At 62.5% G+C, this 15,842-nt stretch carries 9 protein-coding genes and 1 pseudogene; all 10 read left to right on the top strand.

Translation table 11 applies throughout. The annotated features are described in order from the left end of the window. A partial coding sequence (locus tag AC0L2D_RS16585) for a beta strand repeat-containing protein (protein WP_473541567.1) occupies positions 1-3,057 on the top strand: 3,057 nt, incomplete at its 5' end. 63 nt (positions 3,058-3,120) lie between these two features. After that, the gene (locus AC0L2D_RS16580; protein WP_473541566.1) at positions 3,121-4,815 is read left to right on the top strand and encodes a type I secretion system permease/ATPase; all 1,695 of its coding nucleotides are present in this window, start codon (positions 3,121-3,123) and stop codon (positions 4,813-4,815) included. 19 nt (positions 4,816-4,834) lie between these two features. Continuing rightward, positions 4,835-6,172, top strand: a complete 1,338-nt coding sequence (locus tag AC0L2D_RS16575; protein WP_473541565.1) for an HlyD family type I secretion periplasmic adaptor subunit — start codon at positions 4,835-4,837, stop codon at positions 6,170-6,172. A 197-nt stretch (positions 6,173-6,369) separates the two neighbouring features. After that, positions 6,370-6,618 (top strand): annotated as a pseudogene (locus AC0L2D_RS16570) (IS481 family transposase); the annotation flags it as partial. 291 nt (positions 6,619-6,909) lie between these two features. Then, on the top strand, positions 6,910-7,890 hold the full coding sequence (locus AC0L2D_RS16565) for an AraC-like ligand-binding domain-containing protein (RefSeq protein ID WP_013533169.1): 981 nt from the start codon (positions 6,910-6,912) through the stop codon (positions 7,888-7,890). A 102-nt stretch (positions 7,891-7,992) separates the two neighbouring features. Then, complete coding sequence (locus tag AC0L2D_RS16560) at positions 7,993-10,020, top strand: hydantoinase/oxoprolinase family protein (RefSeq protein WP_473541564.1); 2,028 nt, start codon at positions 7,993-7,995, stop codon at positions 10,018-10,020. A 3-nt stretch (positions 10,021-10,023) separates the two neighbouring features. Beyond that, on the top strand, positions 10,024-11,991 hold the full coding sequence (locus AC0L2D_RS16555) for a hydantoinase B/oxoprolinase family protein (protein WP_473541563.1): 1,968 nt from the start codon (positions 10,024-10,026) through the stop codon (positions 11,989-11,991). Between the two features lie 160 nt (positions 11,992-12,151). Beyond that, positions 12,152-13,009 (top strand): FAD binding domain-containing protein, encoded by an 858-nt coding sequence (locus AC0L2D_RS16550; RefSeq protein WP_473541562.1) that lies wholly within the window; start codon positions 12,152-12,154, stop codon positions 13,007-13,009. Continuing rightward, the gene (locus tag AC0L2D_RS16545; RefSeq protein ID WP_473541561.1) at positions 13,000-13,497 is read left to right on the top strand and encodes a (2Fe-2S)-binding protein; all 498 of its coding nucleotides are present in this window, start codon (positions 13,000-13,002) and stop codon (positions 13,495-13,497) included. The genes AC0L2D_RS16550 and AC0L2D_RS16545 overlap by 10 nt, the downstream gene beginning before the upstream one ends. Next, positions 13,490-15,838 carry a xanthine dehydrogenase family protein molybdopterin-binding subunit gene (locus AC0L2D_RS16540; protein WP_473541560.1) on the top strand — a complete coding sequence of 783 codons (2,349 nt, stop codon included), beginning with the start codon at positions 13,490-13,492 and terminating at the stop codon, positions 15,836-15,838. The genes AC0L2D_RS16545 and AC0L2D_RS16540 overlap by 8 nt, the downstream gene beginning before the upstream one ends. The last annotated feature ends 4 nt before the right edge of the window (positions 15,839-15,842 follow it).

Raw genomic sequence — 15,842 nt, 5'->3', positions numbered from 1 at the left:
TACACCATGAACAACGCCCACGACGAGTTCGTCGGCGGCACCGACTACACCGACAGCATCACGGTTGCGACCGCCGACGGCACGAGCCAGCTCATCACCGTCACCATCCACGGCACCGACGACGCTCCGATCGCTGCCAACGACACCAGCGCCAATCTCGGTGCTGTCGCCGCAACCGAGAAGAGCGGCACGCTGAACGGATCCGGCGGCAACAATGGCTCCGGCAACGTGCTGACCAATGACACCGATGTCGACAGCGCCAGCCTGACCGTGAGTGCGATCCGCACCGGTGGCGCCGAAGGGGCCGGCACGGGCGGTTCGCTGGGTGTCGGCCTGGTTGGCGCGCACGGCACACTCACCATCGCCGCCAACGGCAGCTACACCTACGTGGTCAACGAGAACGACTTGACGGTGCAGGCGCTCAACACCGGCGGCTCGACCACCGATACGTTCAACTACACGGTCAGCGATGGCAGCCTGACCGACACGGCAGTACTCACCGTTACCATCAATGGTGCAAATGACGCGCCTGTCGGTGCAAATGACACCAGCGCCAGCGCGGGTGCGATTGCCGCAACCGAGAAGAGCGGCACGCTAAACGGATCCGGCGGCAACAATGGCTCCGGCAACGTGCTGACCAACGACAGCGATGTCGACAGCGCCAGCCTGACGGTGAGCGCCATCCGCACCGGTGGCGTGGAAGGGGCTGGCTCGGTCGGCTCTGTGGGCGTCGGCCTGGTCGGCGCGCACGGCACGCTGACGCTTAACAGCAACGGCAGCTACACCTACGTGGTCAACGAGAACGATGCCACGGTGCAGGCTCTCAATACAGGCGGTTCGACAACCGACACCTTCAACTACACAGTCAGCGACGGCAGCCTAACCGACACTGCTGTGCTCACTGTCACCATCAACGGTGCCAACGATGCCGCGGCGATTTCAGGCACCAAGACCGGAACGGTGGTCGAGGCTGCCGCAAGCAATGGGTCGGGTACACCAACCGCCACCGGCACATTGACTGACACGGATGTCGACAACACGCCCAACACGTTCATAGCCTCCTCAGGGACAACGGGGCACGGCAGTTATACGATGACAGCAGCCGGCGTATGGACCTACACGCTCAACAACGCGGACCTGACAGTAAATGCCCTCAATACAGGTCAGAGTCTGCCGGATGTGTTCACCGTAACGACGGTGGACGGCACGCAACAAGTAGTCAACATTACCATCCAAGGAACTAGTGACGCCCAGCTTATCAGCTCTGTAGTAAATTCGAGGCAGGGCGATGCAAATACGCCGACCATTGTCACTATACAGTTTAGTGCGACTGGTGTTACGCAAACATTTGCGAACGTTAGTGATCCTTCAAGCGTCGTAACGCTGAGCAATCCGTCTAAAGGGACGCTATCGCTGGTTGCGAATTCAGGTGTGTTTGACGCGGCACATGGTACGTATAGTTTTCAAGTCGATAAAGTCGGCGGGAACAACGGCAGCAGCTTCGACGTTTCGATTGCCGCAGGGGCGTTCAAAGACGCAAGCGGAAACACGAATTCGATCGCAACGGGCATCGGCCTCAAACCCGCAGGCACTTCCGGCGAGCCCATCAACCTCGCTCTCACCGATCCCTCGCATGAAGGTGCGCTCATCACCGTCACGGTGAAGGACGTGCCTGCGGGCTGGACCATCGACGGCGCGACGCATAACGCCGATGGAAGCTGGACGACACAGACCAACGACCTGCACGGGCTGACCGTCACCACTCCGGCCGATTTCACCGGGGCAGCCGTGCTCGACGTGCAACTGACCTGGACCAATACCGATGGCACGACGGGCAGCGCGTCGATCGCCGACAATGTCGAGGCCTACGCTCCGGGTTCGCCGATCTTCGCCTGGTCCGGCGACGACGTGCTGACCGGCTCCAGCGGCAACGATCTCTTCGTCTTCTCGCAGCCGATCGGTGCCGACACGGTGCATAATTTCGACGCCGCGGCCGATCAGATCGACCTTATCGGCTACAACGGACTGGCGGACTTTGCCGACCTGCAGACCCATATCGCCGACGATGCCCACGGCAACGCGGTGATCACGCTGGGCGATGGGCAGTCGATCACGCTGGATGGCGTGCACTCGGGCGCGCTGACGGCAGGCAATTTCGTCTTCGACCAGACGCCGGTGGTCAACAATGCCGGCACCATGACGATCGGCGACGGCGCCTTGCTGCCGCTGAGCGGCATGATCAACAATAGCGGCCTCATCTCGCTGGACTCGACCGGCGGTGAAACGCTGCTGCAAATCATCCAGCATGGCGTGACCCTGCAGGGCGGCGGGCAGATACTGTTGTCCGACAGCGCCGCCAACGTGATCTCCGGCACGGGGCCGGACGTCACTCTGGTCAATGTCGACAACACGATATCGGGCGCCGGCCAGTTGGGCGGCGGGATGCTGAGCCTCGACAACCAGGGCACCATTATCGCCTCCGGCGCGAATGCGCTGGTCATCGATACGGGGGGCAGCGTCGTCACCAACTCCGGAACATTGGAGGCGACCGGTTCAGGTGGACTGACGATCACCGGCGGGCTGGCGAATTCCGGCATGCTGTTGGCCAATGGCGGCGACATCGTCATCCATGGCCAGGTCACCGGCGACGGCGATGCCACGATCGGCAACCTGTCGAAGCTTGAGTTCGGCAGCGCCTCGTCGACGGATGTCACCTTCGCGCACGATGCGGCCGGCACGCTGCAGCTCGACGATTCCTTCGATTTCAGCGGGCGGATCGGCGGCATCACCAATGACGACAGGCTTGAGCTCGAGGACATCCTGTTCGGCGCGGGAACTACGGCCGTCTACCAGGCAAACCAGGATGGCAGCGGCGGAACGCTGACCGTTTCGGACGGCACCCACGGTACCGCGCTGCATCTGGTCGGCAGCTACGATGCGAACGGCTTCAAGCTTGCCGATGACGGCCAAGGCCATACCGCCGTTTCGTACAATCCGGCGGAATTCACGCTGACGGGCGTTGGCAATGGAGCAATTTCAAGCGACTTCGTGGTGTGAACCAAAAGGCCGCCGGCAGCGGCGGCCCACCTGGCCTGATGCGTATCGAGTGGGGTTCTGGACGTGGATAGCAAATCTCGAATTGTGAAGGATGCGCTTCGGGCCTGCCGCCGCTATTTCCTGGTAGCGGCGGCGTTCAGCCTGGCCATCAATCTGCTCTATCTGGCCTCCCCACTCTACATGCTGCAGATCTACGACAGGGTCGTTACCAGCGGCAGCGAAACCACGCTGGTGATGCTGACCCTGGTGTTGCTGGCGGCCTTTCTTTCGCTGGCCGGCCTCGACCTGGTGCGCGCCTCCATCCTGACGCGTGCCAGTGCGCGGCTCGACCGGCTGCTGTCGGCAAAAGTCCTGGCCGCGTCGGTCGAGACCCCATCGCCCGGCTCGTCGCCGAGCCAGCCCATCCGAGACTTCGACACGTTCAGGCAGGTCATCACCGGCAGCGGCATCCACGCTGTGTTCGACCTGCCATGGTCGCCCATCTACATCGGCATCATCTTCCTGCTGCATCCCTGGCTCGGCTTCTTCGCGCTGGGCTGCTCGCTGCTTCTGGTCGCCATGGCGGTGCTAAACGAATATATCGTGCGTTCGCCGCTGAAGCAGGCCAACGACCTGGCGACGACCAACTATAATTTCACCGAGATGAGCCTCAGAAACGCCGAAGTCGTTCGCGCCATGGGGATGATCGACGGCCTCATCCGCCGCTGGGGACGCGACCGCAATTTGGCGCTGCGGCGCCAGGCGGAGGCAAGCGATCGCGCCGCACTGATGTCGGGTCTGATCCGTTTCCTGCGGCTCACCATGCAGTCGCTGATCCTCGGCCTCGGCGCCTATCTGGTGATCGAACGGCAGATCACCGGCGGCACCATGTTCGCCGCGAGCCTCTTGCTGGGCCGGGGGCTACAGCCGGTCGAGCAGATCGTCGGCCTTTGGCGCAGCCTGATCCTGGGGCGGGCGGCGTTGGCAAGGGTCGAGAAGCTGGTCGACGGGGGCGCGCAGAGCGAAAGATCGTTCAACCTGCCCAAGCCCACCGGCAAGATTTCGGTTGAGCAGGTCAGCTTTGCAATTGCAAGCCAGCAGAAAGTGCTTCTGCGGGACGTATCGTTTCGGCTGGAAGCAGGCGAGACGCTGGGAATCGTCGGCCCTTCCGGCGCCGGCAAGTCGACGCTGGCGCGTCATCTCGCGGGCGTCATGCAACCCAGCCGTGGTACCGTCAGGCTGGACGGCGCCGACCTGTCGCAATGGGGACACGACGCGCTCGGCGACCACATCGGCTATCTGCCGCAGGATATCGAACTCTTCTCCGATACCGTCGCCGCCAACATCGGCCGCTTCAAGACCAATGTCGACCAGGAGGTCATCGAGGCCGCGCGGCTCGCCGGCGTGCATGAGATGATCATCCGCCTGCCGCAAGGCTATGAGACGCAGATCGGCGAAGGCGGCGCAGTGCTGTCAGGAGGATATCGCCAACGGATTGCTCTTGCCCGCGCAGTGTTCGGAACGCCGAACCTGATCATTCTCGACGAGCCCAGCTCCAATCTCGATGCCGATGGCGACCGCGCGCTGAGCGACTGCGCGATCGAACTCAAGCGCCGCGGCAGTACGGTGATCATCGTCTCTCACCGGCCCTCGACCCTGGCGAATGTCGACAAGATCCTCCTGTTGCGCGATGGCGCCGTCGAGGCCTTTGGCATGAGAAACGAGATCGTGGCGCTCCTCAACCAGCGCGCGGCTCCAATGGCGGTGGCAACGCAATGAACCGTGTTTGGAGAGAGCGATGAGCGACGGCGCGCTTACCTACCGGAGCCTGCCTGGCGACGCCGGTATTCTGGCCCCGGATTCGATCCGGGTGCCGGCCTATATCGGTCTGCTGATCATCGTTTCTTTCTTTGGCATCTTTGGCGGCTGGGCGGCCTTTGCCCCGCTGAACGGCGCCGTGCTTGCCGACGCCATCGTCAAGGTGGATGGGAATCGCAAAAGCGTACAGCACTTCGACGGCGGTACGGTGAAGGAGATCCGCGTCAAGGATGGCGACGTCGTCAGGAAGGGCGACATCATGCTGAAGCTGGACGACACCAGGATTCGGTCCGAGTTCAATCTTTATGCCCAGCAATATGCGCTGTTGCGCGCAACCGATGCCAGGATCCGAGCCGAACTGGACGGCAGCGAGGTTGTTGCCTTTCCCAAGGACATTCTCAAAGAGCACGAAGACTACCTTAGGGATGCAATGGCAAACCAGATCGCCGATCTGGAAAGCCAACGCGCCTCGATGGCCGGCGCCAGGCAGATCCTCGAGCGGCGCATTGCCGAACTCGAGGAGCAGATCCAGGGCAAGCAGTCTCGGGTCGAATCTTACCATGCCCAGTTGCAATCGACGATCAACGAGAAGGCCAGCCTGTCGAAGCTGCTCAAGGCCGGATTGACGACCCGCCCACGCATCCTGGAGCTGGAAAGATCCGCCTCGGATCTGCAGGGCCTGATCGATGAGAACCTCGGCGCGATCGGCGGCAGCCAACAGAGCAAAGCCGAACTCGAAAGCCAGATCGCACAATTGACAAATGAGCGCCGAGCCAAGCTGTCGGCCATGCTGATCGATACGCAATCGAGCCTTTCCGACCTCGTGCCCAAGATGTTTGCCGCCCAGGCTGCCATGGACCGAGCCGAGGTGCGCGCGCCGTATGACGGCCAGGTGATAGATCTCAGCGTCTTCTCGATAGGCGCGATCGTTTCGCCGGGCCAGACCATCCTCGATATCGTGCCGACCGAAAATTCGCTGATCGTCCAGGCCCAGATTCGCGTCGAGGACATATCGAACCTGCGACCCGATATGGCTGCCGAAGTTCGTTTTACATCCTACAAGCAGCGCTCAATACCCATAATTCATGGCCGCGTCTCCCGCATTTCGGCGGATCGCATTACCGACAGCAAGACTGGGTTTCCCTACTATCTTGCCGACGTAGCGGTCGATCCGGTGGAATTGGCAGCAGCCCCACAGATTGCGCTTTATCCGGGCATGCCAGCGTCAGTCATGATCGTCACCGAGGAACGCACCGCGCTCGACTACATTCTGGGCCCGCTGGTTGTGTCGTTCCACTCCGCCTTTCGCCAGAAATGACGGATTAGCCAAGCGACTTCGCTTTTGAGGTGATTCTGACGCAGAGCAGTCGGAGACAAGCCGACAACCAGTCGCTCATGGTCTGCATGTTCCCTGCCGACAGCCCCTCCGTTTCTTTGGTGCTGGATCTGATCATCCTAGATGTTTGATCCCGGGCTTTATGGAGCATCCTTGTCTCCCGAATCAAAGGATGCGCTATGGGCCAAGTTCTGGATGGGAGCGCCAAAACGACAGAGGCGGTCCGTCGAGCGATACAGCATAGTCAAGAGAGCCTGAGGGGGCTGGCCAAGCGCTACGGGATCAACCAGAAGACGGTTGCGAAGTGGAAGAGGCGAGCTTCGGTCGCCGATCTACCGACTGGTCCGAAGGAACCGAGATCGACGGTGCTCTCGATTGAGGACGAGGCGGACATTGTCGCTTCCCGCCGCTACACGCTGCTGCCACTCTTCCGTGCGCACGGAACTGCAGGACATCATTTCCACCCACATCTGGAAGCCGACAACTTTTCCTGAATGAGTGTGCGAACAGAATGCATGGTTCCAAGTCGGCTGGCGGTTTGCGCGCCAAGGCTGGTTTGATCAGCTGCACACTGATCGTGACGACAACTGCAACCGTCGCGAGCTCCGGTCCTGGGCCAACCACATAAGTTTATTCGTTTTTGACCAATACGCGCCGGTGAATTCCTGTAATCTTCGGAACAACACCGGGACAACCGGGTCAACCAGAAAGGTCGGGGAATGAAATACGTCGTCGATACGATCGGCGGTCCCGCAGGCGGTGATGCCTGGCAAGCCGCTGTTACCGAAGCCTATTTTCCGCTCGACACCGAGTATCGGAACCGTCGCGAATTTTCAGGCACGCTGGAAACCTTCTCGCTTGGGCTCGTCAGCGTGTCTAAAATGCGCTGCGATGCCGTAAGCTATCGTCGCCACCGCCGCCACTTCCTCAACGAGCGTGACGCCAGCCTGCTCATCACGATCCCGGAGATGTCGGAGGTGAATTTCTCGCAAGGGTCGAGAACCGTCAATTGCAGGCCGGGGGGCTTTCTCGTCGAGCGGGGAGATGCGCCTTACGAATTCTGGCACGGCAAGCCAAACGCGCTGTGGGTCCTCAAGGTACCATCATCGAGCGTTCGGGCACGGATCGGATCCGCCGAACGGCTCAGTGCGCTCAGTTTCGACGCGACCCAAGGCATCGCCGCGCTCTTCCTCGACACGGTGCGAACCACGATCGGCCATCTCGATGAGATTACTGAAGTCGCTCGTGAGATGATGGGCAGGCACATCCTGGAAATGCTGTGCCTGTCGATCGTGAGCGACGATCGCGTGCTGGACAGCAGCATCTCGTCGATCCGGGCCGGCCATTTGCATCGTGCCGAGCAGTATATTCGCGACAATCTGAAGAATTCCGACCTCGGCCCTCAGGCGGTGGCTGATGCCTGCGGCATCTCCCTGCGTTACCTGCAGGTCCTTTTTCAGGACAGCAATCAGTCGATCAACGGCTTCATCCGCGACGCCCGGCTTGAACTTTGCGCCGAGGAGCTGATGTCGGTGACCAACATCAGCAGCGTAGCCGAGATCGCTTACCGCTGGGGCTTCGCCGACCAGTCCCAGTTCTGCAAGCACTACCGGACGCGGTTCGGCTGCGCACCGACGGATACCCGTCGCGAAGCAGCGAACCGGGCGGGCGGCTCTTCGGCCTCGCGAGAGCGCCACTAGTCCCGACGAAATCCGGGCCAATTCCACCATTCATGCAACGTCTCCCCGGCAAGGGGCGACGAAGGCGGGGCTTTGCCCGCAAGACCTTGCGAAGGAACTGTCATGAGCCGAATCAGAGTTGCCGTCGATGTCGGAGGGACTTTCACCGACATCTGCATCATGGACGAAGACAGCGGAGCGATCCGCATCGAAAAAACCGCCTCCACGCCTGACGATCCCATGCAGGCCATCATGAATGGCGTGGAGCAGGGGCGCATCGATCTTTCGGAGGTAACGATGTTCTCTCATGGTACGACGGTCGCCACCAATGCGCTGATCACCCGCCGTCTGCCGCGCACCGCAATGGTCTGCAGCGAGGGTTTTCGTGACGTTGTAGAGATCCGTCGCGCCAACAAGGAAGATCTCTGGGACACCTACAAAGATGTCGCCAAGCCCTATATCCCGCGCCGCGACCGGCTGACCGTCCGGGAACGGGTCAGTGCCGAGGGCACGATCCTGGAAGCGTTGGACGAAGAGGCCGCGCGTCGTGTCGCGGAGATTCTCAAGAAACGGCAGGTCAAGTCGATCGCCGTCTGCTTCATGAACTCCTATGTCAACGGCGCCAACGAGCGCCGCATGCGTGAGATCCTGAAGGAGGCAATACCGGATCTGCCGGTCTCGATCTCCTCGGAGGTGATGCCGGAAATCTTCGAGCACGAACGTTTTTCCACCACCATGGCGAACGCCGTCTGCGCCCCGGTCGTCGTCGACTACGTGTCGCGTCTCGGAGAAAAGCTTGCCGACGCCGGATACAAGCGAGATCTCCTGTTGCTGCACAGCGGTGGCGGGGTCATGACGCCCGCGAGCGTCAAGGATTTCTCAGCCCGGCTCGCGGGATCCGGCATCGCCGCCGGCGCCATCGCAAGCCGCTTCATCGGAAATCTCTGTGGCTTCCCGAACTCGATCGGCTTCGACATGGGCGGCACCAGCACCGACGTCTCGCTGGCCTGGAACGGGGAGTCGCGCATCACAAAGGACTGGTACATCGAATTCGGATATCCGATCCGCTTCCCCTCCATCGAGGTATTGACCATCGGTGCGGGCGGCGGGTCGTTGGCATGGCAGGACGAGGGCGGCAGCTTGCGCAACGGGCCGCAGTCCGCTGGCGCCTTTCCAGGTCCGGCCTGCTACAAGAATGGCAACCTCATTGCCACCAACACCGATGCCAATGTGGTGCTCGGCCGTCTCGGCACCAGCCTTGCGGGCGGCAAGATCACGCTCGACGCCGCTCTGGCCGCCGAGGCGGTTCAGGAGACGGTGGCGGAACCCTTCGGCATGGAGCTCCACCAGGCGGCCGAGGCGATCATCGCCGTCGCCAACGCCAATATGGGCAATGCCGTCCGGCTTCTCTCCATCAGCCGAGGCTACGACCCGCGCGACTTTGCGCTGGTCGCATTCGGCGGTGCTGGCGCTTTGCACGGAGCGGCCGTGGCCAAGGAGCTTTCGATTCCAACCGTGATCGTACCGCCCAATCCCGGCGTCACCTCCGCGCTCGGTTGCCTTCTCGTCGACGTGCAGCACGATTTCTCCGAAAGCTTCATGGCCGATGCTTCGACTGTCTCGCCCGCCGAGATGCAGGCAGCCTTCGTTCTGATGGAAAAACAGGCGGTTGAGCGTCTGGGCCATGAGGGCGTGGCGCAGGAAGACATGGCGCTGCAGCGCACGGTCGAGATGATGTACCAGGGCCAATGGCGCTCGCTCGCGGTGTCAGCCCCGGCGCGGATCGAGAGCATCTGCCCGCTGATCGAGGCATTCCACAACGAACACGAACGCGAGTTCAACTACCGCCGCGAAGAGGCGCCGGTGTCGATCTTCCGCATCGCGGTCAAGGCGATCGGCATCGTCCCGAAAGCCGAGATACCGCGACACGAAGTCTTGCCTCATGTGCCCGAGCCGCTCGGCCGCCGCGGCGTCTGGTTCGACGGCGTATCTCATGACGCGGCTGTCTATGAACGCGATCAACTCAGCGCCGGCGCTGCCTTTGCGGGACCCGCCATCGTCGAACAGTTCGATTCCACCACCGTGGTTCCGCCGGGAATGAGCGCGACCGTCGACGGCTTCCTGAACATTCTCATCGTGACGAAAGGCTGAGACATGACAAAGCTGATTGAAACGGGCCCTGGCCTAGATCCGGTAACGTTCGAGGTGCTGAAGAACTCCTTCATCACCACCGTCGACCAGATGGCCGAACAGATGCTTCGCACCTGCTATTCCTTCGTCATCTACAACCGAGACTTTTCGAACGCCCTGCACGACGCCGATGGCAACTCCGTCGCCCAGGGCAACTACGACATCGCGGTCCATGTCGGCACACTGCACAACACCTGCAAGGAGGTGATCCGGGTCTTCGAAGGCGACATGGCACCCGGCGACGTCTACGCAATCAACGATCCCTATGCCGGCGGTACGCATTTCAGCGACGTTCGGCTCGTCCGGCCGATCTTCGATGAAGACAAACTGATCGGCTTCTCACAGTCGAACGGCCACTGGTCGGATCTCGGCGGCTCGGTGCCGGGTTCCTTCGACGTCACCGCCCGTGACATGTTCCGCGAAGGGCTGCGGATCACGCCGCTGCGCCTTTTCCAGCGCGGCCGCTTCTGCTCCGACGTCGCCAACATGATCGCTGCCAACACGCGCGATCCCGCATCCATCATTGGCGACATTCATTCCCAGGCGCAGGCGACGCAGGCGGCCGAGCGCGAACTGCTGCGGCTGGTCAAGAAGTACGGACGCGGCCAGGTCATGCGCGGTATGGAGGAGGTTCAGGACTACGTCGAACGTGCCGTGCGAAAGCGTCTGGCGGAGCTGCCCGACGGCACCTGGGAGACGGTCGACTACATCGACCGGGATCTCGGTGCCGGCGAGGGCATGATCCCGATCCGCATCAAGATGACGATCAAGGGCGACACGATCCACTACGATTTTACGGGAAGCCACTCGACCATTGCCTCGATGTATAATTCCGCACCGGGCGCGACCTTCTCGGCCGTGGTCGCCGGCATGAAAACCTTCTTTCCGGACCTCCCGCTCAACAGCGGGTTTTACCGGATGATCGAGGTGACCGCGCCGAAGAACAGCATCGTCAGCGCGGAATGGCCGGTGGCGGTGACCGGGTTCCTGATGCCGTTTGAAAAGATCATGAACGCGATCTTCGAGATGTGGTCGAAGATCATGCCCGAACGCGCTATCGCCTGCGCCTTCAACCTCGAATATCTGCTGGCCGGGGGACGGGATGCGCGCAAACCCGAAAAGCCGATCTTCATGTTCTACGAATGGCTGCCTGGCGGCTGGGGCGGGCGCAACGGCAAGGATGGTGCCGATGTCACCACCGCCTGCTTCGGAACCGGGCTGATGTCGCAGCCGAACGAAGGCAACGAGCGGGTCAATCCCACTCGGACGCTCGAGTTCCAGATCAAGCAGGATTCAGCCGGGCCCGGCAAGTGGCGGGGCGGCGTCGGCGTGCAGAAGACCTCATTGCTGCTTGAGGCTGAAAATGCCGTCATGTCCTATATTTGCGACCGCGAGCGTGCTGTCGTCTGGGGTGTCGAAGGAGGCCTGCCGTCGATGCCCCACGGCTTGACCATGAAGCGCGCCGGAGAAGAGACCGAGATCTGGCTCGGCTCCGTATTCTCCGATTACTCCGTCCACACAGGCGACCAGTTCGCTCGTCCGACGGCCGGCGGCGGTGGTTTCGGCGATCCACTGCAGCGCGAGCCCCGCAAGGTGATGGAGGACGTGATCGACGACTACGTTTCCCTGGAGCGTGCCAGGACTGACTACGGTGTGGTGATCCGCGAAATCGACCGCGACCTGTGCCAGTACGAAATCGACGAGATGGCGACCGAAGCCTGCCGTGCCGACATCCGGGCGAAACGGAAGGGCTGGGCACGCATGGATCCCGAGGAGGTCGCGCGCAAATATCGCTCCGGCGAGATCGATACGCTCGATGCGGTTCGGCACTATGCCGTGATCCTCGACTGGGAGACTGGCGAACTACTTCCCAAAACCACCGCCCAGTTCCGGGAGAGTTTTGAGAAACGGACCGTCACCCACTGGGTTTGAGCGCCAGCGAGCGCGCCGCAATCTTGCGGGCGCTCGCGGGATGCCAGAGTTATCTGTTTTTCGATACCATATTCAAAGAATTACTATTTCACAGGAACCTAAAGCTGGAGCAACAATGTCGCAGCGCCGCGAAGGTTGGCTGCTCCGAGGGGTATGACAGATGGCACCAGGCGTGGGACGATCGTTCACCGCGGCCAGCACACTTGAAGAGGCAATGGCCGCACGCCGGCAGGGCGCGGTGGTGCTTGCAGGCGGCACCTGGATGATGCGTCATCCCCAACGCGGGGTCGACCTTCCCGACGCTGTGGTCGCACTCGACCGAATACCGGCCTTGTCCAAGGTCGAAATCGACTCGGACCATGTCGTGATAGGTGCAACTGTTACCCACGCAGTCCTTGGCCGCGCGTTGCATGGGGCAGCGGGCTTCGAAGGTCTGGTTGCCGCGGCGGAGAACGCGGCCAATCCCGGTATCCGAAGGGTCGCCACCGTGGGCGGCAACATTTGTGCCCTCGACTTTGCCGCCGCCGATCTCGCCCCTGCGCTTCTCGTCTGTGAGGCGACGGTGGAGCTGGAGACGTTCGAAGGCCCAAAACTCATCGGTATTTCGGATTTCCTCAAAGACAGGCATGCGCTGCTGGCAGAGGCGATTGTGACGAGAATTCATCTGCGCCGCGACCTTGTCGCAAGCGCGCATATCCGCCTGCCGCTTCGGAAGGCTGGCGACTATCCGGTCGCCGTCGTCTCGCTTGCGGTGGACAAGGACAAACGATGTCGCATCGCCGTCGGCTCGGCGGAGCCGGTAGCGCGGCGCTGGACGGCGCTCGAACAGGCGATGAGGGCAAGCCAGGCCTCCGCGCTCGATCCGGAGCGCGCTGCCGGGCTTGCACTGGAGCACAATGATTTTCAGGGCCGCGACGGCAGGGAAGCGGAGGGTTGGTACCGGCGCCAGGTTCTTCCGCCGCTGGTCAAGCGCGGTGTTGCCGCACTTCTCAAGACCGAGGGCCTGGCATGGTTGTGACATTCCAGCTGAATGGCGAGGACTGCAGCTTTCACGGCGATCCGATGACGCCGCTCGTCGACATCTTGCGGCGGGAACGATTCCTGACGGGGACCAAAGCCGTGTGCCGCGAAGGCTTCTGCGGCGCCTGCACGGTGCATGTCGACGACGAAGCGGTGCCGTCCTGCCTGAAGCCGATTGGCCTGGTCCAGGGGTGCGCGGTCACGACCATCGAGGGATTGAGTTCCGGAAACCAGGTGCTGCATCCGCTCCAGGCCAATCTAGAGGCCGCCGATGCCGTGCAATGCGGCATGTGTTTTCCGGGAATGGTTATGAGCCTTTCGGCGTTCGTGCGTGACAATCCGCATGCGAGCCGTCCCGACATCAAGGCCGCGATGGTCGGCAACATCTGCCGCTGCACCGGATATGAGCGGATCGTCGACGCCGTGGCCGACTGCCTTGACCAAGCGCGGAAGGCTGGCCAGTCGGTGGGAGGCATCCATGTCTGAGCTGTCCGCCACGGTGATGAATCTTCCCCGCCGCGATGCGCAGGACAAGCTGCGTGGGCGGACGAAATACACCAACGACCGGGTTCGCCCCGACATGTTGCATGCCGTGCTGCTGCGGTCGACCGTTTCCGCGGGGCGTATCCGCAAGCTCGACGTTTCGGCGGCACTTCGCTGTCCTGGCGTGCGCGCGGTGGCGACCGGCGCCGACGCGCCAGGCCTCTACGGCATCGGCATTGCCGACCATCCGCTCCTGGCCATCGACACCATCCGCTATCATGGCGAGCCAATCGCCGTCGTTGCCGCCGAAACGGAGAAGCAGGCGCGGGCGGCGCTTGCCGTCATCGTGCTTGAGATCGAGCCGCTGGCACCGGTGTCCACCATGGCCGAAGCGCTCCAGCCCGCAGCCCGTCTCGTCCACGAGGGCTGGCGCGGCTATGAGGTGATCACCGAGGGCGGCGCACGTGCCGGTAACATCGCATGGGAGGCAAAATCCAGCCGCGGCGACGTCGATGCGGCCTTCGCCCGTCCCGACATACGCATAGTCGAGAGCAGCTTTACCGTCGGCCGGCAGAGCCATGTGCCTTTCGAACCGCGCGTTGCCATCGGCTCCTGGGAGGACGGCCGGGCTCACATCCAGACCTCGACGCAGGTGCCTTGGACAGTTCGCAACGTCACCGGAAGGGTCATGCAGCTTGCGCCCGGGCGTGTGCGGGTCACCGTGCCGCCTGTCGGAGGCGGGTTCGGCCTGAAATTCGATGCGTCCATCGAGCCGATCACGGCACTTCTGGCGCGGATGACCGGGCGCACGGTGGTCCTGGAAAACACCCGGCAGGAAGAGATGGCAACCTGCCTCTGCCGCGAGAATGCGGAAATCCGCATTCGGTCCGCTGTCACTGCCGAAGGATACATCGCCGGACGCGAGGCGGTCGTGCTGATGGACTGCGGCGCGTATGGCGGCGAACAGGTTTTCCTGACAACGATGACGGCGCACACGCTGGGCGGCAATTACAGGGTTGGCGCAACGCGGCTCGTCAGCCGCGCCGTATACACCAACACACCACCCAACGGCGCTTTCCGAGCTTGCAACGGCGTCTACAACACCTTCGCGTTGGAGCGACACACCGACGAAATCTGCGATGCGCTAGGCTTCGACCCAATGGAGTTCCGGAAGAAAAATGTCCTGGGAGATGGCGATCTCGGTGCCACGGGGCAGGTTTTCGAGGCCGACGTGCTGGGTCCGATGCTCGATCGCATGGAGACACTGCGCGCCAGCACCGGTACATCAGAGGCCGAGGCCGACGGCAGGCTCTATGGAATTGCGACCACGGTCGGCACATGGTTCGTTTTCGTCGGGCCTTCGGCGGCGACGGTGAATTTGAACGCCGACGGCAGCGCAACGCTGGTCACCTCGGGTGTGGAGATCGGATCCGGCACGATGGTGCAATCCCTGCCGCAGATCGTGGCTGGGCAGCTCGGGCTTGCTCCCGACCAGGTGATCGTGCGCGAAGCCGATACGGATGCCGCCGGTCTCGATGTCGGCGTTGGCGGTGGGCGCACCACCGTGTCCATTGGTGCCGCGAGCATCGCCGCCTGCGCGGAAGTGCGGGAGAAGCTGCTGCGGACCGCCGGCGAGATGCTCCAGACCCGACCGGAAGACCTGGTGCTGCGGGACGGTCGTGTCGAGATCACGGGACGTCCCGGTTCCGGCATGTCGATCCCCGCTGTCGTCGCCCATGCACAGGCAACCACTGGCCCGATCACCGGAAGCGGGGCCTTTGCCGCCAGGAACACTCCGGCAATGTCCGGCTGCGCGATGGGGCATTTCATCGATGCGCTCGACATTCCCGTCTTCGTCGTTCACGAGGCCGAGGTGGCGGTTGATCCGGACACCGGCCATGTCGAGGTGCTGGCCTATCGCGTAGTTCAAGATGTCGGCCGCGCGCTCAACCCGCGCGCCATCCTGGGCCAGATACAGGGCGGCGTGGTACAGGGGCTCGGCTATGCGTTGCACGAGGAGGTGACGCTCACCGCCGACGGATGCATCGCGCAGGACGATTTCGAGACTTATCGCCTGCCGCTGGCGCAGGATGTGGTTCCGGTCGCCGCCGACCTTTACGAGGGCGCGCCGTCGATGGGGCCTCTAGGCACCAAGGGTGCGGGCGAGGTCCCGATCCTGGCGGTGGGCGCGGCGATCGGCTGCGCTGTGGCACGCGCCATCGGCAAGCCGGTGCGGCAGCTGCCACTGACGCCGCCGCGCGTGCTTCGACTGCTGCATGAGCGCGAACCACCGCCGGAATTCCCGCACATCGCCCCCGGCTGGGCGTTGAACACTCTGGGCTGAGGCA

The organism is Mesorhizobium sp. WSM4833, assembly GCF_055811095.1.
The sequence above is the reverse complement of the archived record's forward strand: the minus strand, read 5'-3'. Positions and strand labels throughout refer to the sequence as shown.